Here is a 25,802-nt window from a genome sequence, read left to right on the forward strand (position 1 = left end):
ACTTACCTCTCAGGTTGACGTAACTCGGGCGGTACATATAACGGGGCAAGAGGGGTCGGTTTCCTCCCCTTGCCTGCCTCATACGCCCTTAACTGCAATACATGGTTCAATACATAGGCAACTGCCGTGTACAGCCCTGCGGGGACTTCCTGATCCACCCTGGTCGAGTGATAGATGGCTCGCGTCAACTCGGGCAAGCTCATCACCATCTTGTCATGCTGTTTGGCGACCTGACGGATCCGCTCGGCCATGCTGTCGACCCCTTTGGCAATCACGAAAGGGGCATTGGCACGAGCCGCATCATATTTTATGGCCACCGCATAATGGGTCGGGTTAACGATGATCACATCCGCCTGTGGTACCCGCTGTTCGATACGCGCGCGGGCAAGCATTCCCTGTACCTGGCGGATTTTGGCTTTGATTTCGGGACGCCCTTCGCTGTTCTTGTGCTCATCCTTGACCTCTTGTTTGGTCATCCTGAGCTGCTTGTTAAGCGACCAGCGCTGATAGGGCACATCCAGCACGGCAATCAGCATCTGAACGCTCCCTAGCAAAATAAATGCCTGGGAGAGGATCCGTAGCGCCTGCTCGAGGGCCGCCTGAGGGGGCATCCGGTTCATCATCAACAAGGAAGGCCATTGATGATTTAACATCAACGCCAATGTGCCACCGATCAGCGTCACCTTGAGCAGTGACTTCAGCAACTCCATCAGGCTGTTCTTGGAGAACATCCGCCCCAGTCCCTTCAAAGGGTTCATCTTCTCGCCACTGGGTAGCAGCTTTTTCCAGGTCAGCGCCATACCGCCCGGCACTATGCTGAGCAACACCAGCATCAGGGCCAGAAAGCCAAACAGGGGCAGCAGCACCCACAGCATGTTTATCAGCGCTTCCCCCAGCCAATGGATCATCATCTGCGGGTCACGGGCACCTTGCCAGTCAAAACGCTGCGGACGCTTCATCAACTCGGCAAAGAACTGGCCAAACCCCGGCACCATCCACTGCATCACCAACCCGCCAAGCAGCAGCAAACCGGCAGAGCTGAGCTCTTTTGAGCGGGCGATCTGCCCCTCATCTCTCGCTTTCTGGCGTTTCTGGCTGGAGGCCTCTTCGGTTTTGTCCTGTGCGCTGTTCTGACTCATGCCGGGGTCAAGCCTCGCAGCTGTTCAAGCACATGGGTCACCAAATCCAGATAACGGGAGGGCACACCACTGATGGAGAGCGCCATGGTGAGCAACCCGAGCAACAGGGTCATGGGAAAACCGAGAGAGAATATATTGAGCGAAGGGGCGGTCCGGTTCATCACCCCGAAGGTCAGGTTAACCATCAACATGGCGACAACGGCAGGCAACGTCAGCAACAGGGCGGCACCGATAGACCAACCAAACAACCCGATCACACCTTTCATATCGATCAGATCCAGAGATGAACCCGGCGGCCAGCTACGCAGGCTCTGAACCAGAATATCCAGTACCACCAGATGGCCATTCAGCCCCAGAAAGAGCAAGGCGCAAAATACCATCATGACCTGACTGATGATGGGGGCAGAATCCCCGTTGACCGGATCATTCATCACCGCCATCGCGAGCCCCATCTGCATGGAGAGGATCTGCCCCGCAGTGGTCATCACCATATAGAGCAACTGGACACACAGACCAAACAGCAAACCAAACAGCAGCTGCTCCACCGCCAGGACCAGCGCACCGGCACTGAAAGGATCGACAACCGGCATATCCTTCATCATGGGGGCGAGCAGCAGGCTGATGATGAACGCCAGCATCAGGCGAACTTGCGCAGGCACCCGGGTATCCCCAAAGACCGGCATCACCCAGAATGCCATGCCGATCCGGATAAACGGCCACCACCACTGTCCCAACCATGCGGTCAGGTCAGCAGCACTGAGTGACAGCAGCGAATTCATCCGATAAACCCGGGGATTTTAAGAAAAAGATCCTGAAACAAAGTGGTGATCTGCGACAACAGCCAGTTACCCGTAAAGATAAGGGTCATCAGAGTCACGATAAAACGGGGAAGAAAACTGAGCGTCTGCTCCTGGATCTGGGTGGCCGCCTGAAAAATACTGACCACCAAACCTACGATCAGGCCCGGTACAATCAGCACCGAGACCATGGTCACCACCAGATTGACCGCGCCACCAACCAGGGCAACGCTCTGCTCAGGGGTCATATCAGCCTCCCCCACCAAAGCTGGCAGCCAAGGTGCCGACGGTCATCGACCAGCCATCGACCAGCACAAACACCATCAGTTTGAAGGGTAACGAGATGATCAGCGGTGAGAGCATCATCATCCCCATCGCCATCAAGACGCTGGCGACCACCAAATCGATCACCAGAAAGGGGATAAACAGCATAAAGCCAATCTGAAATGCGGTATTCAACTCACTCAATACAAACGCGGGCAACAGCACCCCGAAAGGCACATCCTCTTTGGCGACCGTAGTTGGTTCGCCAGAAATACGCAGCATCTGCTCCAGATCCGGTTCACGGGTCTGGGCCAGCATGAATTTGCGCAGGGGCTTTTCTGCCTTGGCGATCCCCTCTGACAGGGTTATTTCATTCTGGTCATAAGGAACAAACGCATTCTGATACATGTCCGTCCAGACCGGTCGCATAATCACCACCGTCAGGATCAGACTGATGCCGATAAGCACCCGGTTGGGAGGGCTCTGCTGCAGGCCAAGTGCCTGTCTCAATATGGCCAGCACGATGATGATCCGGGTAAAACTGGTCATCATCAGTAACAAGGTCGGGAGCAGACCCAGCAGGGTCATGAAGAAGAGGATCTGCAACTTGATGTTATAGTCCTCGCCCCCTGAAGCGCCTGGCGATACCGAGAACAGGGTCATGTCCGCGCCCCAGCCGGGCAGCGAAAATAACAGCAGCGTCAGCAGCAGATAGCGCATCAGTCGTCCATGCCACCCAGCAGGTTGGTATCGATAACATCAACCAGGCGCAGACCATATTTGCCATTCACGACGACGACTTCGCCCTTGGCAAGCAGACGGCCATTCACCCGCACATCCAGCGGTTCACCCGCCAGCTTGTCCAGCTCAATGACAGCTCCCTCCTCGACGCGCATCAAATCGCCGAGCGGCACTTCGGTACTGGCCACTTCCAGCGTCACCTTGACCGGAATCTGGCGAAAGAAGGAGAGATCCCGCTGTTTGCTGCTACTGGTGGGGGCCAAGTAGTCTGCGGCGCTGGGCATGCTGATGTCGTCACCAAACAGTTGATCCAGTCCATCCAGATCCAGCGGATCATTCATATTGTGCTCACTCATGATTCAATTTACTCCTCTACAACCGTCGCAACCTGATAGACCAGGCTGCCTTTGTGTTCTGCGATTCGTCCACTGAAGCAGGGACGGCTGCCAATAAGTGCTGGCACCACCTCAGGCAAGTCCAGTGACAGCACATCACCCACCTTGAGACACTCAAGATCCGCCAGCGTCATGGACAACTGGCCCATCACCACCCGCAGACGTACCGGGACATGAGTCAGAACCTGTTCCAGCTGACCTGCCGGCAATGAATGACTGACCTGAGAAATGGACTCCTCGGGGGGAAGCAGCCACATCTGCCAGTGATGAGTGCAATTACCTGCCTGCAGGGTTGCCTGCGTGGTCCAGAGCTGACGGTGGGCGATCGAATCCCGTGGCACGACATGCAACTGCCACTTCAGATCCCCCAACCCCAAACAAGCACACCAGATATCAACCTGATACTGGCAAAGCCGCAATAACAGCCGCTGTTCGGTATCGGTCAGCCCTTTGCCAGACTGAACATGCTCCTCTTTTTGCTGCAAGGTGCCACCGAAAAAGAGGACCGCCAGACGATAGATGACCAGAGGTGCGATCGAGAAATAGACGGCGCGCTGAGGTTCAAGCGGACTTCTCGCCTCGACCCAGATATGAGCGTCATCTATCTCTGCCGGACCGGAAAAGGCGAACTCGCCATAATTCAGTTCGCACTCCGCACTATTGAACAGCTGGGCCATACAACTCGCAGCTTGCAGGGAAAATGTGCTCAACTGGCCATTGACCTGCTTCAAGCGGGCGTGATTAAGCCGCTCGACACCCAACAGATCATAATGAGGCAGGGTTCTGCCCCGTTCTGCGCTAAGCAGCCGGGAAGGTGTGAGCATTGCGCTGCTTGATGACATTAATAATCCACCTTAACCATTTCATCTCGCCTTATTGCCACAGGGTCGCTCATCAGGCCAGCAGTGTGATAGATACAGACAGTCCAGCCGACGTATATCGACCAAAAAGGGTGAGAACTTTATTACAAATTCCAGAAAGCCGCCATGCGGTGCATCTCGGCGTGAATAATAAAAATCCCGGTGCCGTTAGGCACCGGGATTTTAGCGTGACGGTTCACGCGGAATGAGGTCGGAGTCGGCCTGTAAGCCGGGTTCTGTACCGGGTTGCCCCGGGTAGCAATCATTCCTCTAGGCCAGCAATCGCTCGCTGGCTCAAGCAACCTACCCGCCCCCAACGCGGGCCGCGCCAATAGGGGCCTATTTGGTCTTGCTTCGGGTGGAGTTTACCGTGCCACGAACTGTTGCCAGTCGCGCGGTGCGCTCTTACCGCACCCTTTCACCCTTACCTGATCCCTTGCGGGCCATCGGCGGTCTGCTCTCTGTTGCACTGGTCGTAGGCTCGCGCCCCCCAGGCGTTACCTGGCACCCTGCCCTGTGAAGCCCGGACTTTCCTCCCCTCCGCCCGTCTGTCCCGAGGGACACAACGACGAAGCAGCGATTGCCCAGCCAACTCCGAGGCGCGGATTATAGCCTTGCGATACGCACGGGGTAAACCGGCAATTCCCGTTTACAGCCATTTATCGCGCTTTGGTCCCTGTTTACAGGGTGAATGCTCACAGATATAGAGGAGCGTGCTGGTCATAAAATAATCTGGCGGCCCATTCCACCGACTCAATAGTGCTCGAGACCATATTTATAGAGAGCATTCTTCTTCACGCCGTGGATCTCGGCGGTCAGGGCGGCCGCTTTTTTCAGTGGCAGCTCTGCCACCAGCAGTCCCAAAGTGCGGATCGCCTCGGCAGGCAGATCCTCTTCTTCTTTGGAGGCGCCAGCCACGACCAGCACGATCTCGCCGCGGCAGCGGTTGTCATCCTCGCCAAGCCAGGTCAGCATTTCAGAGGCTGGCAAACCGTGGATCGACTCAAAGGTCTTGGTCAGCTCGCGGCACACCACCACCTGACGCTCGCCGAGAATGCGAGCAATCGCTTCCACTGTATCCTGCACACGGCGCGGCGATTCGTAAAACACCAGCGAACGGGTATCTTCGATAACGGCTTGCAGGCGATCGTCACGTCCCTTGCTCTTGGCGGGCAGGAAGCCTTCAAAGGCAAAGCGATCGGTGGGCAGACCGGCCGCGCTCAGGGCGGTAATGGCAGCACAGGGACCGGGCAGCGGCACCACCTTGACCCCGGCTTCACGACAGCGGGTGACCAAGTGATAACCGGGGTCGCTGATGAGCGGGGTGCCGGCATCGGAGACCAGCGCAACACTCTTGCCCTCTTTGAGCCGGCCGATCAGTACATCGGCCTTCTGCTGCTCGTTGTGATCGTGCAGGGCGAAGGTCGGCACCGAGATTTGGTAGTGGCTGAGCAGGATACCGGTATGACGGGTATCTTCGGCTGCCACCAGATCGACACTGCGTAAAATGTCCAATGCACGCTGGGTGATGTCCGCCAGATTGCCGATCGGAGTGGGGACTATATACAGGGTTGGGATGTCACTCATGGGATCTCCGAGTGCCCCGACAATTGTGTCGCCATATTGGCCCGTTTACACTATGGGGAACTTCAACACTGGTCGGGGAATGAACTTGAACCGGGTTACAAAGCAGCTAAGTGTATCACGACTCTTCGGCATCATACTCGCGGCAGTACTGCTCGCCGCCTGTGCGTCGGAGCCCAATCAACCGTCAGGGCAGTCAGGCATGCCCTCTGCGTTCTCCAATCTGACCAAGAATGCCCAGTGGTATCTTGAGCAGGTGGATCCCGCCAAGCCGGCCGAGTCCTTTACCTGGCAGATGCTGGCGGCACGCAGCTATCTGGCGCTGGGCCAGGCCAAACCGGCCTCGGCACTGTTCCAGCAATTGCAGAAGCAGGCCAAGGATCCCGTTCAGAAGGCGCAGTTGCAACTGCTGCAAGCCCATCTGTTGCTGGCGCAAGGCCACGCCAATCAGGCGCTGATCCTGCTGGAAGGCAAACCCGAGGTGGTGCTGGATGCCGATACCCAGAAGGATTGGTATCGCCAGCGCGTGGTGCTGCAGCTCGACATCAACAACAAGTTTGGCGCTGCCAAGTCGTTGATTGCACTGGAACCCTACCTCAATCAGAGCGAGCAGGCGACCAACCATCAGCAGATCTGGTCGTTGCTCAAAAGCATGACCCCCTCCACCCTGCAAGCGCTGGAAGAGGCTCCGGCCCCTGATGTGACCACCGGCTGGTTGCGACTGGCGGCACTGGTCAACGAGTTTGGCGCCCAGCCGAACTTGCTGGCCCGCCAACTGGCAGGCTGGAAGCGCGACTTCCCCAACCATCCAGCCCAGAAGGATATGCCGGCAGGATTGGGCGATCTGGCGGCCACTGCCAGCACCTCGGTGCAACAGATCGCCGTGCTGCTGCCCCTCTCCGGCAATCTGGAGCCGCAGGGCGCCGCCATCCGTAACGGTATGCTGATGTCTTATAAGGAAAATCAGGGGCAATTCACCCTGAACTTCTACGACACCCAGAGCAAGTCGACCGGCGACCTTTATAAGCAGGCGATTCAGGAAGGGGCAGACATGATCATCGGCCCGCTGCTGAAAGACCGGGTCGAGGAGCTGCTCAAGGCCAATCCGACCGTGCCGGTACTGGCGCTCAACGAGCTGGACAAGCCGGTCGTCAACGACACCACCTACTACTTCTCCCTCTCTGCCGCCGCAGATGCCGCGCAGGCAGCCCAATACCTCTACACCCAGGGCTACCGCAAACCGCTGCTGATCGCCGCCCAGGGTCGGATCGGTTACAGCAGTATCAAGGCGTTCGAGCAGAGCTGGGCCACCCTGAGCCAGGATAAGCCGGTGGTTGCCACCTTCGGTGCGCGCAACGAAGTGCAGGGGATGGTCAAGAATGCCCTGAGCGGCCGCTCTACCGCCCGTGCTGGCGAGGTAGTGCAACTCTCTGATGCCGCACCGCGCAGCATCGATGCCGTTTATGTGGTGGCCAACAGCCTGGAAACCCGGATGATCAAGCCCTACGTGGATGTCTCGGTCAATCCGATGGGAAGCCTGCCCATCTACACCAGCTCCCGCGGCTACGACAGCGCAGCCACCGAGGTCGCCTCCGAGCTCAATGGCATGCACATCGCCGATATGCCGCTGCTGCTGGGTGGCTACGAGAAACAGCGCGAGCAGATCGCCCTGCTCTGGCCGCAGACCCAGGGTGACCTGCTGCGTCTGTTTGCCATGGGCTACGATGCCGTCAGTCTGGCTGAGAACCTGCAGCAGATGCGCAAGGTGGGTGGCATGCAGCAGGCCGGCATGAGCGGTCAGCTGAGCGTGGATGCCCAGGGCAATATCGTGCGGATGCTGAGCTGGGGTACTTACCAGAACGGCAAACTGGTCGATGAGAACGCCGTTCAGCAACTGGAGGAGCCCTCCAATGAAGGAACTATGGAAACGGATGCGCCAGCAGTTGCCGAGCCTGTTCCCCTCACCAACGAGCAAGGGACAGCACTTTGAACAAGTCGCTGAACGCTGGTTGCAGGCTCGAGGCCTGCAACCGGTAGCTCGCAACTACCGCTGTCGTGGCGGTGAAATAGATCTCATCATGCACCAGGGCCAGACCCTGGTGTTTGTTGAGGTGCGCTACCGGGCCACCGGCAGCCATGGCGGGGCCGCCAGCTCGGTCACCCGCAGCAAACAGCACAAGATCATGCTGGCAGCGCGCCACTATTTGAAGCAACATGCCATCAACGAGGCCAATCAGGCCTGCCGATTCGATGTGATTGCGTTCGAGGGCGACCAGCCAGCCTGGATCCAGAACGCATTTTAAGAGGACCCTATGACTGACCGCATCAAAGAGAACTACACCGAAAGCATCCAGACCAAGATAGCCGCCGCCGAGGCGCTGCCGGATGCCATCCATACTGCAGCCCAGATGATCACCATCTGCCTGCTCAATGGCCACAAGGTGCTGGCATGCGGTAACGGTCCTTCTGCCGCACTGGCGCAGCTGTTTATCTCTGAGCTGGTCAACTGCTACGAGACCCAGCGTCCCTCCCTGCCCGGCATGGCCCTGACCCCGGACATGGCAACCATCAGCGCCATCGCCACCGACCACGGTTTTGAAGAGGTCTACGCCAAGCAGATCCGCGCGCTGGGCCAGCCTGGCGACATTCTGGTGGTCATCACCACCTCCGGCCACAGCCGCAGCCTGATCAAGGCCGCCGAGGCTGCCCTCTCCCGCGACATGACCATAGTGGTGCTGAGCGGGGGTGACGGTGGCGAAATGGCAGGTCTGCTCGGCCCGAACGATGTGGAGATCCGTGTTCCTTCCGCCCGTCGCCCTCGCATTCTGGAAGTGAACCTGTTGACCCTGCACTGCCTGTGTGATCTCATCGACCAGACACTTTTCCCGCAACAGGAAGATTGAAACCATGAAAAAGCACACTATCCTGCTCGGTCTGCTGGTTAGCACCCTGCTGCTGCAAGGCTGCGCAGCCCTGGTTGTTGGCGGCGCAGCAGGGACTGCCAAGGCCTCTGGCGATCGCCGAACCCTGGGCGCGCAGTGGGATGACCAGACCATAGAGCTGAAAGCGGCCAATCTGCTGGCCGACAACAAACCCCTCAGTGCAGCCAGCAAGATCAGCGTCTACAGCAACAATGGCCGCGTCCTGCTGGTCGGCCAGACACCTTCTGACGTTTACAAGATTGAGGCGGGCAAAATTGTCAGTCGCATCGAAGGGGTTCGCCACGTCTACAACGAATTGCGCATCGGCCAACCAGCCAGTTTCACCACTCGCAGCAATGACTCCTGGATCACCTCCAAGGTGAAAGCCGATATGTTCGGCACCAAGAACTTCGACAGCACCAAGGTCAAGGTGGTCACCGAGAACAGCGAGGTGTTCCTGATTGGTCTGGTGACTCGCCAGGAGGGAGAGCAGGCAGTCAACATCGCCCGCCATGTCACCGGCGTGAAGCGCGTGATCAAGGCCTTCGAGTTCGCCCAGAACTAAGCTCGACCGCACATAAAAAAACGCAGCCAATCGGCTGCGTTTTTTATTTGATCACCTTCAGGGTCGGACGACCGCTTGGACGCGGCGGTTCCGGCTCAGGCTCCACCGGCACTTCGGCCTGTTCCAGCCAGATATCGTAACCCGGCTCAGGCGGGAACATGGTGCCCACGCCGTTCTCCCGGGCATGGATAGCCAACACTGCCGCCATCGGGATGTAAACCTGCTGGGAGACCCCGCCAAAGCGGGCACTGAAACTGATAGCCTCGTTATCCATGTGAAATTGCATCACGGCTCGGGGCGCGATATTCAGCACAATTTGCCCGTCCTGAGCAAACTGCATCGGCACCATCACATGGGGAATGTTGACGTTGACCACCAGATGAGGGGTCAGATCGTTGTCCAGCAACCAGTCAAAGAACGCCCGTAACAAGTACGGGCGACTCGGCGTCATTGTCGGTTCCATGCTCATACGCCAGCACGGATCTCGCGTTCGGCTTCGGTCAGGGAAGCCTGGAAGGACTCACGCTCGAACAGACGAACCATGTAGGCCTTCAGCTCTTTGGCGCCACGACCGGTCAGGTCGATACCAAGGCTCGGCAGACGCCACAGCAGCGGTGCCATGTAGCAATCCACCAGACCGAACTCTTCGCTCATGAAATAGGGCATTTCACCGAAGATCGGCGCGATGGCCAGCAGGTTGTCACGCAGTTCGTTGCGTGCCGCTTCAGCATCGGTACCGGCCATGATCTTGTCGGCCAGGGAGTACCAGTCCAGCTCGATGCGGTGCATCATCAGACGGCTGTTACCGCGGGCAACCGGGTAAACAGGCATCAGGGGCGGATGGGGGAAGCGCTCGTCCAGATACTCCATGATGATGCGCGAGGTGTAGAGTGCCAGCTCACGATCAACTAGGGTCGGTACAGAGTTGTACGGGTTCAGCTCGGCCAGCTCATCCGGCAGATTGGCTGGATCAACCTGGCAGATATCCACGCTAACACCCTTCTCCGCCAGGACAATACGCACCTGATGGCTGAACATATCGTTGGCACCGGAAAACAGCGTCATTACCGAACGCTTATTGGCAGCTACAGCCATTGAACCCTCCCGTCATTAAAAAGCAGAAACGGCAATGAAGCATCTTGGTCTTCATTGCCGTGCATTATATTACCCGTATCTGGTCGCTTAGTGAACGTCGCGCCAGAATTCCTTCTTCAACAGCACAGTGAAGATGAAGAAGATCACGATGAAACCAAGCACCCAGAAGCCCATGCGTTCACGCTCCTGTTGTACCGGTTCAGCCGAGTAGACCAAGAAGTTTACCAGATCCAGTACCGTCTGATCATACTCTTCGTCATCCATTTCACCATTACCGTCAGATTTGATGCTGACAACCTGCTGGGTTTCCACTCCGTCGACCGTGTGAGTAGCGAACTCGGCACGGGGGGTTCCCTGCAACGGCTCCAGCACATGGGGCATGCCCACGGACGGGAACACGGCGTTATTCACCCCGAACGGACGGGTCTCATCCACGTAGAAGGAGCGCAGATAGGTGTAGATCCAGTCTGCACCGCGCACCCTGGCAACCAGAGTCAGATCGGGGGGCGGCGCACCAAACCACTTGGCGGCATCCTTCTCTGACATGGCGCTCTTCATCAGGTCACCGACCTTTGCGCCGGTGAAAATCAGGTTCTCTTTCATCAAATCTTCGGGGATCCCGAGATCTTCTGCGACCCGGTTATAACGCTGATACTGGGTAGAGTGGCATCCGGCGCAATAGTTCATGAAGGTGGCCGCGCCGCGTTGCAGCGATGCCTTGTCACTCAGATCGTAATTGGCTTTGTCCAGATGAACAGCTCCGCCACTTGCAAATACCAGAGATGGCAGCAGGGTCAGCACTGCAAATATTATTCTTTTCATTTAAATGTCACCCTCTCCGGCAGCGGCTTGGTGCTTTCATTCTTGCTATAGAAGAACAGCAGGACGAAGAACCCGAAATATCCCAGTGAACAGATCTGGGCAACCAGCGTCAACGTCGGCGTCGATGGCAGCACCCCCAACACCCCCAGGATGATAAAGCAGACCACAAACTGGGCAATGTTCAGCTTGTGCAGCATGCTGCGATAACGCACCGAGCGCACCTTGCAGCGATCCAGCCACGGCAGCAGGAACAGCACCACGATGGAGAGACCCATCATGATGACGCCAAGCAGCTTGTCCGGCACCGCCCGCAAAATGGCGTAAAACGGCGTGAAGTACCACACAGGCGCAATGTGCTCCGGAGTTTTCAGACCGTTGGCCACTTCAAAGTTCGGCTTCTCGAGGAAGTAACCCCACATATCCGGCTTGAAGAAGATGATGGCGCAGAAGAAGAACAGGAAGCCTGCCACACCGATCATATCCTTGACGGTGAAGTAAGGGTGGAACGCCACCGCATCCAGCGGCCAGCCGTTTTCGTCCTTGTGCTTCTTGATGTCGATACCGTCCGGGTTGTTGGAGCCTACTTCGTGCAGCGCCAGAATGTGCATGGCAACCAGCATCACCAGCACCAGCGGCAACGCGATGACGTGCAGCGCAAAGAAGCGGTTAAGGGTCGCACCGGAGATCACGTAGTCACCGCGGATCCACAGGGTCAGATCGTCACCGATGACCGGAATGGCGCCAAACAGCGAGATGATAACCTGAGCACCCCAGAATGACATCTGGCCCCAGGGCAACAAGTAGCCCATAAAGGCTTCCGCCATCAGCACCAGGAAGATCAGCATGCCGAAGATCCACAGCAGTTCACGAGGCTTCTGATAAGAGCCATAGATCATGCCGCGGAACATGTGCATGTAGACCACGATGAAGAATGCAGACGCACCGGTTGAGTGCATGTAACGCAGCAACCAGCCGTACTCCACATCGCGCATGATGTACTCCACGGAGGCAAACGCACCTTCCGCGGAGGGGTTGTAGTTCATGGTCAGCCAGATACCGGTGATGATCTGGTTGACCAGCACAAGCATGGCCAGCGAGCCGAAGAAGTACCAGAAGTTCAGATTCTTCGGTGCCGGATACTTGGCCATGTGGTCGTTGTACATGGCCGTGAGCGGGAATCGATAATCGATCCAGCCCATCAGTTTACTCAACATGGTCAGGCCTCCTTGCCATCGGCACCGACCTGGATGGTGGTGTCATTAATGAATTGATAGGGCGGAATGACCAGGTTCAGCGGTGCAGGCACCCCCTGGAACACACGGCCGGCCATGTCGAACTTGGAGCCATGGCACGGGCAGAAGAAGCCGGACGTAACGCCCTGCACCTGCTCGCCAAAGCTGTCAGGCAGATAGGAAGGTGAACACCCCAAGTGGGTGCAAATACCGACCGCGACAAAAATTTCGGGCTTGATCGATCTGTACCCGTTATGGGCATAGTCAGGCTGCTGCGGCTCTTCAGATGAGGGATCCCGCAGCTTGTCATCATGCGCGGCCAAGGCATCCAGCGTCTGTTTGGTGCGTTTCACCACCCAGACAGGCTTGCCTCGCCACTCGACACGGATGAGCTGACCCGGTTCCAACTTGCTGATATCGACTTCAACCGGCGCACCGGCTGCTTTGGCCTTGGCGCTCGGATTCCATGACTTTATAAACGGCACTGCGGTAAACGCAGCTCCTACCCCACCAACGGCAACCGTTGACCAGGTAAGAAATCTGCGGCGACCGGTATCAACTGGCGCATTGCTCATCCAAAAACTCTCCCATGTGGACTCCGCACATTCTTATAGTGTCCCTGTTCCCCATTTTTCCCGTGACAACAGCGGCGGAAGCTGGATTTACAATTGCCACAGAAAACAGGGGAAATTTTAAAGAAAAGATAACAACTTGACAAGAAAGAGCGGTGAGCAATGAAAACAATAAAGAAACAATTTTTTGTCTTTTGTGACGCGTGGTTAGCATTGATGTCGGTAATATTACCAATAAAAAAAGCCTGGCAGTTGCCAGGCTTTTTTGACACTCGAAAGAGTGAGTACCAAAAGCGAATTAACGCTTGGAGTACTGCGGACGCTTACGAGCTTTGTGCAGACCAACTTTCTTACGCTCAACCTTACGGGCATCACGAGTAACAAAGCCAGCTTTACGCAGTTCGGAACGCAGGGTTTCGTCGTACTGCATCAGAGCACGAGTGATACCGTGGCGGATCGCACCAGCTTGACCGGAGATGCCACCACCGTTAACGGTGATGTACAGGTCCAGTTTCTCGGTCATCTCAACCAGTTCCAGCGGCTGACGAACTACCATGCGGGCAGTCGGACGGCCGAAGTACTGCTCCAGGGAGCGCTGGTTGATTACGATCTTGCCGCTACCCGCTTTGATAAATACGCGAGCAGTGGAGCTTTTGCGACGGCCGGTACCGTAGTATTGATTTTCTGCCATGTTGCCAGTTCCCGATTAGATATCCAGTACTTGAGGTTGCTGAGCAGCATGAGCATGCTCGGCGCCTGCGTAAACTTTCAGTTTACGGAACATGGCGCGGCCCAGAGGACCTTTCGGCAGCATGCCTTTGACGGCTGCTTCGATTACCATTTCCGGTTTACGCTGAATCAGCTTGTCGAAGCTGATTGACTTGATACCACCCGGGAAACCGGAGTGAGCGTGGTACATTTTGTCGGTAAATTTCTTACCGGTTACGTGTACCTTCTCAGCGTTTACAACGATGATGTAATCACCGGTGTCAACGTGCGGAGTGTACTCAGCTTTGTGCTTACCACGCAGACGAGCAGCGATCTCGGTTGCGATACGACCCAGAGTTTTACCTTCTGCGTCCACAATGTACCAGTCACGTTTTACGGTTTCTGGCTTGGCAACGAAAGTTTTCATTAAGTTAAACCCAATTACCTGTTACAGACCCAATTGCTTATGGGGGCTCTCCCACAAACAACAAACGATGGCCTACCTGTACCCCTTCGAATACAAGTAAAGCTTAAAGTGTTGCTGTCTTATCGACAGCTGTAACGTGGGCCGGGCGATTATAAGTGAAGTTGCCTTAAATATCACCTGCTAATTTCACTGCCATGAAACCAGCAAATGTCGCCCGGCCCTACCTGCCGCAGATGCCCATCCGACTGGCAGGCGCGGTATTGTGACTAAGGAAGGTGCACTCTGGCAAGGTATTCGTGCGATTGCATTTCCTGAAGCCGCGAAAGACAGCGTTTGAATTCGAAATTCAGCAGCCCTTCGCCGTAGAGTTCTGTCATGGGAACCGCCGCCGACATGATGAGTTTGACGTGCCGTTCGTAAAACTCATCGACCATGGCAATGAAGCGGCGAGCCGCGTCATCCGTGCCTGTGCCCATTGGCTGCACATTGGCCAGCAGAACGGTATGGAACAGCCTGGCCAGCTCGATATAGTCGTTCTGGGAGCGGGGAGTACAGCAAAGTTGCTCAAATTCCATGTAGAGCACCCCTTCCCCCATCCCGAGCGACGCCAGCTGACGATGATTGACCTCGAACGTCCCCTCGCAAGCCGTGTGCCCACCGGTTAATTGCTGAAAATAGTGGTCAAGATTGGCTTTTGCCTGCAAGTCCAGCGGGCAGTGATAAATCTCGGCTTGTTCCAGCGTACGCAGGCGATAGTCGATACCGCCATCCACGTTAAGTACCTCGCAATGGCGCTCGATAAGCTCGATAGCTGGCAGAAAACGGGCTCGCTGCAGCCCGTTGCGATAAAGATCCTGCGGCGGAATATTTGAAGTGGCAACCAGCACGACACCGTGACCAAACAGCTCCTGGAACAGCGTACCCAGCAACATGGCGTCGGTGATGTCGGAGACAAAAAATTCGTCGAAACAGATGATGTCTGTCTCGCTGGCAAGCTTGCAGGCCACCAGCTTGAGGGGATCGGATTGCCCGCTCAGCCCCTGCAGTTCATCGTGAATGCGGTGCATGAAGCGGTGGAAATGGCTGCGCATCTTGCGCGTCCCAGGCAGGCTGTCGAAAAAAGTATCCATCAGCCAGGTCTTGCCTCGGCCCACTCCGCCCCACATATAGATACCGAGGACGGGCTCCGGCGGCTTGGGCTTTTGCAGCCAACCCAGCAGCCCTCGAGATCTGGTCGGAGTCGGGCGCCGTAGCAAATCCTGATACAGTCGCTCCAGCCTGCTAATGGCCATCCCCTGCGCGGGGTCGGCCACAAAGCCGGGGCGCAGCAGATCCTGCTGGTATTTTTGCTGCGGTGTCATCCTTGAGCGCCTCTCCAAGTCCCTGAATCGAGGACAAAATGGTATCACGGCCTCAGGACGCACGGTATAGTGCCATCAAGGCATGGCGGTTATGACGACCGCATAAACCCACTCTGTTTTAGCTGTAACAAGGAGCATCTATGAGTCTGTTAACTGGGATCCTGCTGGCTGTCGCGGCCTTGATTATCGGTATCGTTCTCGGCCGTTTTTCGGTGCGTAGCCGCGATGCTGGCCGTCTGGAACAGGAACTGAAAAAGGCCCACAAGGAGCTCGAGAGTTATCAGGGCCAGATCAACACCCACTTCGCCGACAGTGCCGCCCTGATGGAGCAACTGGCCGAGCAGTATCAGACCCTCTATCGCCACATGGCAGAGCAGAGCAAATTCCTGGCCAAGGCGCAGGAACCGCTGTTCCGTGAATCATTGGTAGAAGAAGCCCCTGCCAATGTGGCAGAAGAGCCGGGCGTTCCGCCTCGCGACTATGCTGGCGCCTCTTCCGGACTGCTCAAGCAACCAAACTAGTTCCTCGCGGAACTAATTGGCCAGTCCCGTGGTCTGACCTTGACGATTGCAATGCAACTTTTTCTGGGAGCTGTTTTTCATATGCGTAAACCTCTTTCCATGCTCAGTGTGCTAGCCCTCAGTGTCGGTATCGCCATGTCTGCGGCCCCTGCTCAGGCTGCACTGCCTTCCCTGTTAGGTTCAAATCAGGAGATGCCAAGCCTGGCGCCTGTTCTCGAACAGGTCACCCCGGCTGTGGTCAATATCTCGGTTTCTGGCAAAAAAATTACCCGTCAGCGTCTGCCGGAACAGTTCAAGTTCTTCTTCGGCCCCAACATGCCCGATGAACAGGTGAGCGAGCAGCCGTTCCAGGCGCTCGGCTCCGGTGTCATCGTCGATGCCAAGAAGGGTTACGTGATCACCAACGCCCACGTGGTTCACGAGGCGGACGAGATCAAGGTCAACCTGAAGGATGGTCGTGAATATGCGGCCAAGAAGATTGGTGAAGACAAGCAGTCCGACATCGCCCTGCTGCAAATCAAGGCCGAGGACCTGGTACAGATCAAGTTCGCCGACTCCGACGAGCTGCGGGTAGGTGACTATGCGCTGGCCATCGGCAACCCGTTTGGTCTGGGCCAGACCGTCACCTCCGGTATTGTCAGTGCGCTGGGTCGCAGCGGCCTCAACATCGAGAATCTGGAGAACTTCATCCAGACCGATGCGGCCATCAACTCCGGTAACTCCGGCGGCGCCCTGCTCAACCTGCGTGGCGAGCTGATCGGTATCAACACCGCGATTCTGGGCCCGAACGGCGGCAACATTGGCATCGGCTTTGCCATCCCTTCCAACATGGTGCGGGATCTGACCGAGCAGATCGTCAAGTACGGTGAAGTGCGTCGCGGCCAGCTGGGGATTACCGGCACCGAGCTCACCTCCGACATCGCCAAAACCTTCGGTTACAACAAGAAGGATGGTGCCTTCGTCAATCAGGTCATGCCTGATTCGGCGGCCGACAAGGCGGGCATCAAGGCCGGCGATATCATCGTCAGCATCGATGGCAAACCGGTTCGCTCCTTCGGCGAGCTGCGCGCCAAGATTGCCACCATGGGCGCTGGCAAGCAGGTCGAACTGGGGCTGATCCGCGATGGCAAGTCACAAACTGCCAAGGTAACCCTGAAGCAGGCCGATGACAGCGAAGTACGCGCCAGCGCGCTGCATCCGGCACTGGAAGGGGCCAAGCTGAGCACCACTACCGACCCGGTCTCCGGTGTCGCGGTGGCCGATATTGATCCTCGCTCTCCGGCAGCCGCTTCCGGCCTGCAGAAGGGTGACATCATCATCGGGGTCAACCGCCTGCGCATCAACACCCTGGGCGAGCTGACCAAGGCGCTCAAGAACAAGCCTGACGTGCTGGCGCTCAACATCCAGCGCGGCGACTCCTCGCTCTATCTGGTGATCCGCTAACGCTCAAGTTGTTCGCCAACCCCTCTATCACCCGCGGCCTTCACCGCGGGTGATTTTTATCCATCGATAGTGTTATTCTCTGCGCGCAGCCTGTACGGATGAGAATGACATGAAAATCCCCCCTTTAGTCAGTTACTTGGGCAAGTCTGTTGGTTTTGGATTGACCGTCGCGGCGCTGCTGTTGCTGCTGTTTCCCCATTTTCGCGGTGGTGCCCAACTGCCCGGCATCATCACCAATGCCCGTGAACTGAGTTTCTCCTATGCAGCCCATCGGGCAGGCCCTGCCGTCGTCAACATCTACACCCGCAGCTTTGCCCCCAATCAGGGCAATCAGGGGGAACTGCGCCCGCAAGGGCTGGGTTCTGGCGTCATCATGAACCAGCGCGGCTATGTACTGACCAACTACCACGTCATCGCCGATGCCGACCAGATCATCGTCGCGTTGCAGGATGGCCGGGTCTTCAGCGCCGAGCTGGTCGGTACCGATCAGCTCACCGACCTCGCCGTGCTCTATATCGAGTCAGACAACCTGCCGGTGATCCCGCAGGATCCCGAGCGACTGCCAGAAGTGGGAGATGTGGTGCTCGCCATCGGCAACCCCTACAACGTCGGCCAGACTATCACTCAGGGCATCATCAGTGCGACCGGCCGTACCGGCCTCTCCAGCATGGGGCCCGACAGCAATGGCCGTCAGGATCTGCTGCAGACCGATGCTGCCATCAACGAGGGCAACTCGGGTGGCGCGCTGGTCAACGGCCGTGGCGATCTGGTGGGTATCAACACCGCCACCTATCACCTCAACGGCAATCAGGAGAGCTACGGCATCAGCTTCGCCATCCCCTACCGGCTGGCCAAACGGATCATGGATGAGCTGATCGCCAACGGCCGGGTGATCCGCGGCTACCTCGGGATCTCCAGCGTCGAGATCAACCCCATAGTCGCGCGGATGATGAACCTCGGCGACCTGCGTGGTCTGGTGGTGGAGAGTCTGGATCCCAACGGCCCGGCGGCCAAAGGCGGCCTGCAGCGAGGGGATGTGCTGCTCAAGATCAACGGAGAAGCCATCAGTGGCGTACGCAGCGCCATGGACAAGATTGTCGAGAGCCGCCCCGGCACCAAGCTGACCATCTCGGTATTCCGCTCCGGCAAGCCGCTGGAAGTGGTGGTCACCATAGAGGAAGACCTGCGCTATCAGCAGAGAACCGCCAGCTCGAGCGCCGCATCGGCTAGCTAAGACGCCGCTCCTGCTATAGAGCAGCAAGCTTGCCATGAGGCTGATTGTATTACTGACGAGATAATTAACCGAGACCAGGATTCAGCGATGCAACAATGTGGTCGACTATCTCCTGCTGCCATAATGCAAATCCTGAATCATTACACAGCCAATCACCGCATTGCGAATCAGAATAAAAACGAGGAGTGACTACTCCTCATTGAAGCCGGAGGTGAACAGCTCCACCACGGCGGCCAGGGCCTCGACCTCTTCAGGGCCCTCAACCTGTACTTCCACCTGCCGCCCTTGCGCCGAATCCAGCATCAGCAGGCCGATGATGCTGTCAGCATCGGCCTCCACACCATCTTCATTGCGCAGCAGCACGTGGGCATCGAAACCCTGCACCAGCTCGAACAGCATCATGGCCGGTCTGGCATGAATACCCAGCTTATTTTTCACTTCAACCGAGGCGGAAACAGTCATCGGGTCGTCCTATTGGTCCGTCAGGATTGGGGGGCACTCTTGTCGAGAGTGCGGTGGCGGATCTGCACGTTCTTGCCGAGCAAACGGAATGCACTGGCCAGCCGCTCTGCAATAAAGACCGAGCGGTGCTGACCGCCGGTGCAACCGATGCCGACCGTGAGGTAGCTGCGATTGTTGCGCTCCAGATGGGGCAACCAGGTCGCCAGCATGTTCTCGATCTGCTGGGTAAACAGCATCACATCGGCCTGCGCCGAGAGGTAGTTGGCGACCGGCTCATCCTTGCCGGTAAACGGTTTGAGCTCGGGGATCCAGTGCGGATTGGGCAGGAAGCGGGCATCGAACACGAAGTCGGCATCCTTGGGAATGCCGTACTTGAAGCCGAACGACTCGAACACCAGCACCAGCTCGTTCTCTTTCTTGCCGAGTACCCGGGTCTTGATGAGCTCGCTCAGGTCATGAATGCTGAGGGTGGTGGTGTCGATGCGCAGGTCAGCGGTCGAGGAGATGGGCGCCAGCAGGTGGGTCTCCTCCCGAATCGCCTCATCCAGCGACAGCTTGTTGCGTGAGAGGGGGTGCAGGCGGCGGCTCTCGCCATAGCGCTTGAGCAGGGTGCCGTTGTCGGCATCGAAGAAAAAGCTGGAGAACTCTACCCGCCCCTCATTGCGCACCTGAGCCAGCAGATTTTCCAGTTTCTCCGGATCGCTCGGCAGGTTGCGCACATCGATACTGACCGCCAGCTTGTCGTACTGGCTCTCCACCGAGACAATCAGCTGGGGCAGCAGATTGACCGGCAGGTTGTCCACACAGTAGTAACCCAGATCTTCCAGCACTCGCAGGGCTACCGTTTTACCGGAGCCCGAACGTCCACTTACCACGATTAACTGCATCTTGTTCCCTCACGCCAAAACGGGTGTCTCATCCTTGGCCTGCTGTCAAGCCGAGGTCATGATCTGATAGAGCTCTTCGTCGCTGGTTGCCTGACGCAACTGGCGGCAAACCGCCTTGTCACCCAGCTTGGAAGCCATCAGAGAAAGGGTCTTGAGATGCTGCTTGCACTCGCTTTCCGGCACCAGCAAGGCAAACAGCAGGTCAACCGGTTGATTGTCGATGGAGTCGAAAGGAATAGGGTCGGCAAAGGTCATCAGGATCGCGGTTGGCGGGAACTCATCGTCAATGCGACCGTGGGGGATCGCAATACCGGCACCGATCCCGGTACTACCCATTTTTTCGCGGGCCAGCAAGCATTCAAACAGCGCCTGACGAGAGGTGCCAAGGCGTTCGGCGGCCAGCTCGCTGATGATTTCGAGGGCGCGTTTCTTGCTGGTACAAGGGACTGCACTCTTGGTGCAGTCCCGACTCAGTATGTGTTCAAGTTGCATGGTTATTTTTTATTTAACTTATCTTTGTGCTTGATGATCTGCCTGTCCAGCTTGTCGAGCAAGGTGTCTATCGCAGCATACATATCGGCATGTTCAGAGTTGGCAAACACTTCGCCACCGCTGACATGCAATTTGGCTTCCGCTATCTGGTTCAGTTTTTCCACGCTAAGCACCACATGAACATTGTTGATGTGGTCGAAGTGACGCTCGAGTTTGGCAAATTTGTTATTCACATAATCACGCAGAGCTTCGGTGATCTCGACATGGTGTCCGGTCAGGTTAATTTGCATAACATCATCCTTTTGTTTGCCTAAACCAGGCGTTTGCGCTGATTGGAAGGTGGGATAAACAAGGATTCGCGATACTTAGCGATCGTGCGTCTCGCCACCATAATACCCTGTTCGGCCAGCAAATCCGCGATCTTGCTATCACTTAACGGCTTGGCAGGATTCTCTGCCGTGACCAGCTTCTTGATGAGCGCGCGAATTGCGGTCGATGAGCACTCTCCTCCTCCTTCGGTGTTCACATGGCTGGAGAAAAAAAACTTCAATTCGAAGATACCACGGGGGGTATGCATGTACTTCTGGGTCGTCACCCGGGAGATGGTCGACTCATGCATCTCTACCGCTTCGGCGATGTCATTGAGCACCATGGGCTTCATCGCCTCTTCACCATACTCGAAAAAGCCCTGTTGCTGCTCGACAATGCAACTGGCCACTTTCAGCAGGGTGTCATTGCGACTTTCCAGGCTCTTGATGAACCACTTGGCTTCCTGCAAATGGGAGCGGATAAACTGGGTGTCGGTGCTGCTGCGGGCGTTGCGGGCCATGGCGGCATAGGTCTCGTTGACCCGGATGCGGGGGGCGGAGTCGGGATTGAGCTCGACCACCCACTTGCTACCCTTCTTGACCACGGAGACGTCGGGGATCACGTACTGGGAGTCGCTCTGGATGATGCCGTTGCCGGGACGCGGCTCCAGCAGCTGGATCAGATCCAGCACCTCCTTGAGGTCGCTCTCTTTGAGTTTTGTCTTGCGGGCGAGGGTGCGGTAATCCCGGTTGCCGAGCAGCTCCATGTGCTCGAGGATCACCTCTTTGGCCTCGTTGAGCCAGGGGGTCTGCGGGTCATACTGATCCAGCTGGATCAGCAAACACTCCTGCACAGAACGGGCAGCAATGCCGACCGGATCGAAGTGCTGCACCCGCTTGAGTACCGCCTCGACCTCATCGAGTTCCACCTCTACGTCATCGCTGGTGACGGCAGCCTGGATATCCTCCAGCGCAACGGTCAGATAACCGGATTCGTCGATAGCATCGATGATGGCTAGCGCGATGGCGGCATCCACATCGCTAAACGGTGTGAGCCGCATCTGCCACAGCAGATAATCCTGCAGGTTTTCGGTGGTTTCACCCTGATAGACGCTATCTTCCCCATCATGGATGGGGCCCGCGCTCTGGGCGGTGCCAGCAGAGTAAACCTCGTCCCAGGTGGTATCCACCGGCAACTCATCCGGCATCTGCTCCTGGGCCATGGCATCGCTGGAATCCAGCTGGCTGGCATCGACCGGCGCTTCCGGACTGGTCTCTTGCGCCTCGCTCTCTTCCTGCTCCAGCAGAGGGTTGTTTTCGAGCGCTTGCTGAATTTCCTGCTGAAGTTCCAGAGTGGAGAGCTGGAGCAGACGAATCGCTTGTTGTAATTGCGGCGTCATGGTCAGGGACTGACCGAGACGCAACTGTAATGTCGGCTTCATCTACGTCGGGATATCCTTATGTTCAGCGAGGCACTCGTCAAAGGAAATGAAGGCATGCCCCCTTACTATAGACTGAATTGATCGCCCAAATAGACGCGCTTGACCTGCTCATCGGCAAGGATGTCAGCCGGTGCACCTTCGGCAATCATCTTGCCGTGGCTGACGATATAGGCCTTCTCACATACGTCCAGAGTCTCTCTGACGTTGTGGTCGGTAATCAAGACGCCAAGGCCTCTATCTTTCAGATGCTGAATGATCTTCTTGATGTCTATCACAGAAATCGGGTCAACCCCTGCAAAGGGTTCATCCAGCAGAATAAAACGCGGCTCGGCCGCCAGCGCACGGGCAATTTCGACCCGACGGCGTTCACCGCCGGAGAGGCTCTGACCCAGGTTGTCGCGAATGTGGGTGATATTGAACTCTTCCAGCAGTTGCTGAACCTTGTCCTCACGCTCCTCACGGCTCAACCCCTTGCGGGTCTGCATTACCCCCATCAGGTTGTCGAACACCGACAGGCGACGGAAGATGGAGGCCTCCTGCGGCAGGTAACCGATGCCGTTACGCGCCCGCACATGCATGGGCTGCAAGCTGATGTCCTGATCGTCGATGGTGATGAGACCGGCATCGCGCTGCACCAGCCCCACGATCATGTAGAAGGAGGTGGTCTTGCCCGCCCCGTTGGGGCCGAGCAGGCCAACAATCTGGCCGGTGCCCACTTCAAGGCTGACGTCACTCACCACCATGCGGCGCTTGTAGCTCTTCTGCAGACCCACTGCTTTTAACACTGCCATGGCTTATTTTCCCTGCTTCTTCTGGTCGGCGGGCTTGTCGAAATTCTCTACCTGATCCGGCAGGAACACGGTTTTGACCCGCTGGCTCGGGCTCTTGCTCTCGGCAATCATCTTCTGTTTGACGATGTCGTAGCGGATCAGATCGCCATTGACCTGGCTATCTTCCTGCTTGAGCTGACCGTTGCCGGTGATGGTCACCAGACGGTTCTTCAGCTCGTAGCGGATGGTATTGCCGTGGGCATTGACCGGCTTGCCGTTATCCAGGATCTGGAAGAAGGTGGCGGGTTTGCCGTAGGCAGTCATCACCTCGGCCCCTTTCTCGCCGGAGCGGGTCACTACCACCTTGTCAGCCTTGATCCGGATGGTGCCCTGATTGATGGTCACATCCTCTTCGAAGGTGATGCGGTTGTCCTGCATCTCGGCCACCTGTTTGACGGCATCGACGTAGACCTTCTCGGCAAAGTCGGACTCTTTGGCGGTCACCGCACCACACAACAACAGGGCTGCGAGGGCCAGATTAGCGTTTTTCATTGAAATAGATGGCATGGCCTTGATCCAGTAACTCAAAATATTTGCGGTCCAGATGGCCCTTGAGGCCAACCCCTTGGGTCTGGAAATCCCGACCCAGAATGTTCACTTCCCGGTTGCTGCGCACATCCTGTGTCACCAGATCCAGCTCCAGATAGGGGGTATCCAGTGTGGAGATAAAGGAGGTGGGCAGCAGACCATCCAGATGCACCTTGTCCCGCAGGATGACGTTGTCGCCGGTGTTGAGCACGCCGGTTTCGGCGGTCACCTTCCACTCGGCGGCACCCTGATCGTCATACATGTAGACCACCGGCTTGTCGAAGGTGGCCTGCTCGAGGATTTGATAATACTCGGCGTAGGTCGACTCCAACCTCTCTGTGCGCTTGCCGTTGATATCAAAACGGGTGGTCACCAGATCTTTGGCGACAAAATCCGGCTGATAGTTTTCGATTTTGACGGCGCTCTCAGGCACCAGCTCCACCTTGCCCAGCTGCCAGGCAACCAGCGCGACCAGAAACAGCAGGGCAAACAACAGGGTCTGTCTGCTCATACCGAGGCCTCGGGCTGATAATCGTCGTGGCCCTGCGCCTGCAAAATGAGGTCACACACCTCGCGCACCGCGCCCATGCCACCGCCAAGCCGGGTCACCATATCGGCACGGCTCAGCACCAGCGGATGGGCATCGGCCACCGCGATACCCAGGCCGCAAGCGGCCATCACCGGCAGATCGATGGTGTCATCGCCCATATAGGCGGCCTGTTCAGCAGTCAGCCCCAGCTTGGCCAGCAGCGCTTCGAAGTGAGGCAGCTTTTTATCAGCCCCCTGCACCACATGAGCCACCCCCAGGCTTTTCATCCGATCGCTGACGATACGGGAGTTGCGCCCTGTGATGATGGCGATCTCGATCCCGGCATTGAGCAACGCTCGCATGCCCGCACCATCGCGGGTGCAGAAGGTTTTCAGCTCTTCGCCGTTGTTTCCCATGTAGATGAGGCCGTTGGAGAGCACCCCGTCCACATCGCACACCAGCAGGCGGATTTGCGCCGCCTTGTCGAACTGGCTGCGCGTCACCGGACCATAGAGGGTCGGTACGTTTTGCATCAAATTACTCCGGCTTTCAGCAGGTCGTGCATGTTGAAGGCGCCGAGCGGGCGTTTCTCTTCATCCACGACCAGTAATCCGTTGATTTTTCTCGTTTCCATCAGCTTGACGGCTTCCGCAGCCATCATCTCTGGACCTACGGTAACACAGTTGGCCGTCATCACACGGCTGATGGGGGTGTGATGGATATCGATCTGCTGGTCAAGAATGCGGCGCAGGTCGCCATCGGTAAAGAGCCCGGCCAGCAGGCCATTGCCATCGACCACCGCCGTCATACCGAGCCCCTTGCGGCTCACTTCCAGCAGCGCCTGGCTGATGGTGGCATCTATCCCCACCCGGGGCAACAGATCGCCACTGTGCATCAGGTCGCCAACCCGCAGCAACAGACGCTTGCCGAGCGACCCGCCCGGGTGAGAGAGGGCGAAGTCATCGGCGGTAAAACCGCGTGCTTCCAGCAGGGCGACCGCCAGGGCATCGCCCATGACTAAGGTTGCCGTGGTGCTGGAAGTGGGTGCCAGACCCAGCGGGCAGGCCTCTTTCTCCACCTTGATGCACAGATGTACGTTGGCCTCTTTGGCCATGGTGGAGGCCGGATTACCGGTCATACAGATGAGCGGAATGCCGCGGCGCTTGAGCACCGGCAGCAGGGCCAGGATTTCGTCGCTCTCGCCGGAGTTGGAGATAGCGATGATAAGGTCGCCACTGGAGATCATCCCCAGATCGCCGTGACTCGCTTCTCCCGGGTGAAGGAAGAAGGCCGGGGTGCCGGTGCTGGCGAGGGTGGCGGCGATCTTGCTGCCGATATGGCCCGATTTGCCCATGCCGGTGACCACTATCTTGCCACCGCAGCGCAGCACCATTTCGCACGCCTTGTCGAAGGCGTCGTTCAGATACTGATAGAGTCCATCAATGGCTTGCTTTTCTGTGTCCAGCACCGCGCGGGCACTGCGACGAAAATCGAACAGTTCAGACACTTTCTCAGGCTTTACAGACATAAAGACACAGCTCCGGGCCGAAATTAGCTGCGGGATTATAAAAAAGTCTGCCCGGATAAGCGAATCGGATGGCAAGTCCCGCTCTCGATGACGCACTTTGTTACAGAAAACTGTC

General features: G+C 57.2%; 32 protein-coding genes and 1 other RNA gene. 7 read left to right on the plus strand and 26 right to left on the minus strand.

Annotated elements, in window-relative coordinates:
- Nucleotides 1-2 precede the first annotated feature (2 nt).
- From flhB to rsmI, 8 genes are all read right to left on the minus strand, one after another.
- The gene (gene flhB, locus ACB040_RS04100; protein ID WP_005336244.1) at nt 3-1,139 is read right to left on the minus strand and encodes a flagellar biosynthesis protein FlhB; all 1,137 of its coding nucleotides are present in this window, start codon (nt 1,137-1,139) and stop codon (nt 3-5) included.
- Nucleotides 1,136-1,918, minus strand: a complete 783-nt coding sequence (gene lfiR / locus ACB040_RS04105) for a lateral flagellar biosynthetic protein LfiR (protein ID WP_005336245.1) — start codon at nt 1,916-1,918, stop codon at nt 1,136-1,138. Before lfiR ends, flhB begins: the two co-directional genes overlap by 4 nt.
- Nucleotides 1,915-2,184, minus strand: a complete 270-nt coding sequence (fliQ, locus tag ACB040_RS04110; RefSeq protein ID WP_005336246.1) for a flagellar biosynthesis protein FliQ — start codon at nt 2,182-2,184, stop codon at nt 1,915-1,917. The genes lfiR and fliQ overlap by 4 nt, the downstream gene beginning before the upstream one ends.
- 1 nt (nt 2,185) lies before the next feature.
- Nucleotides 2,186-2,920, minus strand: coding sequence for a flagellar type III secretion system pore protein FliP (gene fliP, locus ACB040_RS04115; protein ID WP_005336248.1), 735 nt, complete (start codon nt 2,918-2,920; stop codon nt 2,186-2,188).
- Nucleotides 2,920-3,297, minus strand: coding sequence for a lateral flagellar motor switch protein LfiN (gene lfiN, locus ACB040_RS04120; protein WP_019444828.1), 378 nt, complete (start codon nt 3,295-3,297; stop codon nt 2,920-2,922). The genes fliP and lfiN overlap by 1 nt, the downstream gene beginning before the upstream one ends.
- 8 nt (nt 3,298-3,305) lie before the next feature.
- Nucleotides 3,306-4,178, minus strand: a complete 873-nt coding sequence (gene lfiM / locus ACB040_RS04125; RefSeq protein ID WP_338773476.1) for a lateral flagellar motor switch protein LfiM — start codon at nt 4,176-4,178, stop codon at nt 3,306-3,308.
- Between the two features lie 227 nt (nt 4,179-4,405).
- Nucleotides 4,406-4,792: RNase P RNA component class A (gene rnpB / locus ACB040_RS04130), an RNA gene on the minus strand.
- Nucleotides 4,793-4,949: 157 nt separating this feature from the next.
- Entirely contained in the window at nt 4,950-5,783 is an 834-nt protein-coding gene (gene rsmI, locus ACB040_RS04135; RefSeq protein ID WP_335862567.1) for a 16S rRNA (cytidine(1402)-2'-O)-methyltransferase, read from the minus strand.
- A 199-nt stretch (nt 5,784-5,982) separates the two neighbouring features.
- Here rsmI and ACB040_RS04140 point away from each other — a divergent pair, with 199 nt between their 5' ends.
- The 4 genes from ACB040_RS04140 to dolP are packed head-to-tail and all read left to right on the plus strand — an operon-like array spanning nt 5,983 to nt 9,266.
- A complete protein-coding gene (locus ACB040_RS04140) occupies nt 5,983-7,770 on the plus strand; it encodes a penicillin-binding protein activator (RefSeq protein ID WP_335862565.1) in 1,788 nt (595 codons plus the stop codon).
- Entirely contained in the window at nt 7,712-8,083 is a 372-nt protein-coding gene (locus ACB040_RS04145; RefSeq protein ID WP_005355127.1) for a YraN family protein, read from the plus strand. Before ACB040_RS04140 ends, ACB040_RS04145 begins: the two co-directional genes overlap by 59 nt.
- A gap of 9 nt (nt 8,084-8,092) precedes the next feature.
- A complete protein-coding gene (locus ACB040_RS04150) occupies nt 8,093-8,683 on the plus strand; it encodes an SIS domain-containing protein (RefSeq protein ID WP_005336275.1) in 591 nt (196 codons plus the stop codon).
- Nucleotides 8,684-8,687: 4 nt separating this feature from the next.
- Nucleotides 8,688-9,266: a division/outer membrane stress-associated lipid-binding lipoprotein gene (dolP, locus tag ACB040_RS04155; protein ID WP_043821894.1), complete on the plus strand. Its 579-nt coding sequence runs from the start codon at nt 8,688-8,690 to the stop codon at nt 9,264-9,266.
- A gap of 43 nt (nt 9,267-9,309) precedes the next feature.
- Here dolP and ACB040_RS04160 read toward each other — a convergent pair whose 3' ends face one another.
- The 8 genes from ACB040_RS04160 to zapE all read right to left on the minus strand — a co-directional run bounded on the left by ACB040_RS04160 (nt 9,310) and on the right by zapE (nt 15,483).
- Nucleotides 9,310-9,735: a ClpXP protease specificity-enhancing factor gene (locus tag ACB040_RS04160; RefSeq protein ID WP_371153347.1), complete on the minus strand. Its 426-nt coding sequence runs from the start codon at nt 9,733-9,735 to the stop codon at nt 9,310-9,312.
- Complete coding sequence (gene sspA, locus ACB040_RS04165; RefSeq protein WP_005336279.1) at nt 9,732-10,361, minus strand: stringent starvation protein SspA; 630 nt, start codon at nt 10,359-10,361, stop codon at nt 9,732-9,734. The genes ACB040_RS04160 and sspA overlap by 4 nt, the downstream gene beginning before the upstream one ends.
- Before the next feature lie 87 nt (nt 10,362-10,448).
- Entirely contained in the window at nt 10,449-11,183 is a 735-nt protein-coding gene (locus ACB040_RS04170) for a cytochrome c1 (protein WP_005336280.1), read from the minus strand.
- Nucleotides 11,180-12,397, minus strand: coding sequence for a cytochrome bc complex cytochrome b subunit (locus tag ACB040_RS04175; RefSeq protein ID WP_005336282.1), 1,218 nt, complete (start codon nt 12,395-12,397; stop codon nt 11,180-11,182). The genes ACB040_RS04170 and ACB040_RS04175 overlap by 4 nt, the downstream gene beginning before the upstream one ends.
- 2 nt (nt 12,398-12,399) lie before the next feature.
- Entirely contained in the window at nt 12,400-12,990 is a 591-nt protein-coding gene (gene petA / locus ACB040_RS04180) for a ubiquinol-cytochrome c reductase iron-sulfur subunit (protein WP_005336284.1), read from the minus strand.
- Nucleotides 12,991-13,285: 295 nt separating this feature from the next.
- A complete protein-coding gene (gene rpsI / locus ACB040_RS04185; RefSeq protein WP_005336286.1) occupies nt 13,286-13,678 on the minus strand; it encodes a 30S ribosomal protein S9 in 393 nt (130 codons plus the stop codon).
- Between the two features lie 15 nt (nt 13,679-13,693).
- Nucleotides 13,694-14,122: a 50S ribosomal protein L13 gene (gene rplM / locus ACB040_RS04190; RefSeq protein WP_005336289.1), complete on the minus strand. Its 429-nt coding sequence runs from the start codon at nt 14,120-14,122 to the stop codon at nt 13,694-13,696.
- A 266-nt stretch (nt 14,123-14,388) separates the two neighbouring features.
- The gene (gene zapE, locus ACB040_RS04195; RefSeq protein WP_263085246.1) at nt 14,389-15,483 is read right to left on the minus strand and encodes a cell division protein ZapE; all 1,095 of its coding nucleotides are present in this window, start codon (nt 15,481-15,483) and stop codon (nt 14,389-14,391) included.
- Nucleotides 15,484-15,623: 140 nt separating this feature from the next.
- Here zapE and ACB040_RS04200 point away from each other — a divergent pair, with 140 nt between their 5' ends.
- The 3 genes from ACB040_RS04200 to degS all read left to right on the plus strand — a co-directional run bounded on the left by ACB040_RS04200 (nt 15,624) and on the right by degS (nt 18,681).
- A complete protein-coding gene (locus ACB040_RS04200; RefSeq protein WP_005356646.1) occupies nt 15,624-16,004 on the plus strand; it encodes a YhcB family protein in 381 nt (126 codons plus the stop codon).
- An 81-nt stretch (nt 16,005-16,085) separates the two neighbouring features.
- Nucleotides 16,086-17,447 carry a Do family serine endopeptidase gene (locus tag ACB040_RS04205; RefSeq protein WP_005336295.1) on the plus strand — a complete coding sequence of 454 codons (1,362 nt, stop codon included), beginning with the start codon at nt 16,086-16,088 and terminating at the stop codon, nt 17,445-17,447.
- Nucleotides 17,448-17,556: 109 nt separating this feature from the next.
- Nucleotides 17,557-18,681 (plus strand): outer membrane-stress sensor serine endopeptidase DegS, encoded by a 1,125-nt coding sequence (gene degS, locus ACB040_RS04210; protein ID WP_005336297.1) that lies wholly within the window; start codon nt 17,557-17,559, stop codon nt 18,679-18,681.
- A 189-nt stretch (nt 18,682-18,870) separates the two neighbouring features.
- On the opposite strand, the gene npr is transcribed toward degS, so the two are convergent.
- From npr to ACB040_RS04260, 10 genes are all read right to left on the minus strand, one after another.
- Complete coding sequence (gene npr, locus ACB040_RS04215; protein ID WP_005336318.1) at nt 18,871-19,143, minus strand: PTS phosphocarrier protein NPr; 273 nt, start codon at nt 19,141-19,143, stop codon at nt 18,871-18,873.
- Nucleotides 19,144-19,163: 20 nt separating this feature from the next.
- Complete coding sequence (gene rapZ, locus ACB040_RS04220) at nt 19,164-20,030, minus strand: RNase adapter RapZ (RefSeq protein WP_005336320.1); 867 nt, start codon at nt 20,028-20,030, stop codon at nt 19,164-19,166.
- Nucleotides 20,031-20,075: 45 nt separating this feature from the next.
- Nucleotides 20,076-20,522, minus strand: coding sequence for a PTS IIA-like nitrogen regulatory protein PtsN (gene ptsN, locus ACB040_RS04225; RefSeq protein WP_005336322.1), 447 nt, complete (start codon nt 20,520-20,522; stop codon nt 20,076-20,078).
- 2 nt (nt 20,523-20,524) lie between these two features.
- On the minus strand, nt 20,525-20,812 hold the full coding sequence (hpf, locus tag ACB040_RS04230; protein ID WP_005336323.1) for a ribosome hibernation promoting factor: 288 nt from the start codon (nt 20,810-20,812) through the stop codon (nt 20,525-20,527).
- Between the two features lie 20 nt (nt 20,813-20,832).
- Complete coding sequence (locus ACB040_RS04235; protein WP_005336331.1) at nt 20,833-22,272, minus strand: RNA polymerase factor sigma-54; 1,440 nt, start codon at nt 22,270-22,272, stop codon at nt 20,833-20,835.
- Between the two features lie 65 nt (nt 22,273-22,337).
- Entirely contained in the window at nt 22,338-23,063 is a 726-nt protein-coding gene (gene lptB, locus ACB040_RS04240; protein ID WP_005336333.1) for an LPS export ABC transporter ATP-binding protein, read from the minus strand.
- A gap of 3 nt (nt 23,064-23,066) precedes the next feature.
- Nucleotides 23,067-23,594 carry a lipopolysaccharide transport periplasmic protein LptA gene (gene lptA, locus ACB040_RS04245; protein WP_040068817.1) on the minus strand — a complete coding sequence of 176 codons (528 nt, stop codon included), beginning with the start codon at nt 23,592-23,594 and terminating at the stop codon, nt 23,067-23,069.
- Nucleotides 23,581-24,141: an LPS export ABC transporter periplasmic protein LptC gene (gene lptC, locus ACB040_RS04250; protein WP_005336338.1), complete on the minus strand. Its 561-nt coding sequence runs from the start codon at nt 24,139-24,141 to the stop codon at nt 23,581-23,583. The genes lptA and lptC overlap by 14 nt, the downstream gene beginning before the upstream one ends.
- Nucleotides 24,138-24,692 (minus strand): 3-deoxy-manno-octulosonate-8-phosphatase KdsC, encoded by a 555-nt coding sequence (gene kdsC, locus ACB040_RS04255; RefSeq protein ID WP_047438734.1) that lies wholly within the window; start codon nt 24,690-24,692, stop codon nt 24,138-24,140. The genes lptC and kdsC overlap by 4 nt, the downstream gene beginning before the upstream one ends.
- Entirely contained in the window at nt 24,692-25,687 is a 996-nt protein-coding gene (locus tag ACB040_RS04260; protein WP_005336342.1) for a KpsF/GutQ family sugar-phosphate isomerase, read from the minus strand. Before ACB040_RS04260 ends, kdsC begins: the two co-directional genes overlap by 1 nt.
- Nucleotides 25,688-25,802: the final 115 nt, after the last annotated feature.

This window comes from Aeromonas sp. S11(2024), from assembly GCF_041402345.1.
Lineage (GTDB): Bacteria > Pseudomonadota > Gammaproteobacteria > Enterobacterales > Aeromonadaceae > Aeromonas > Aeromonas veronii.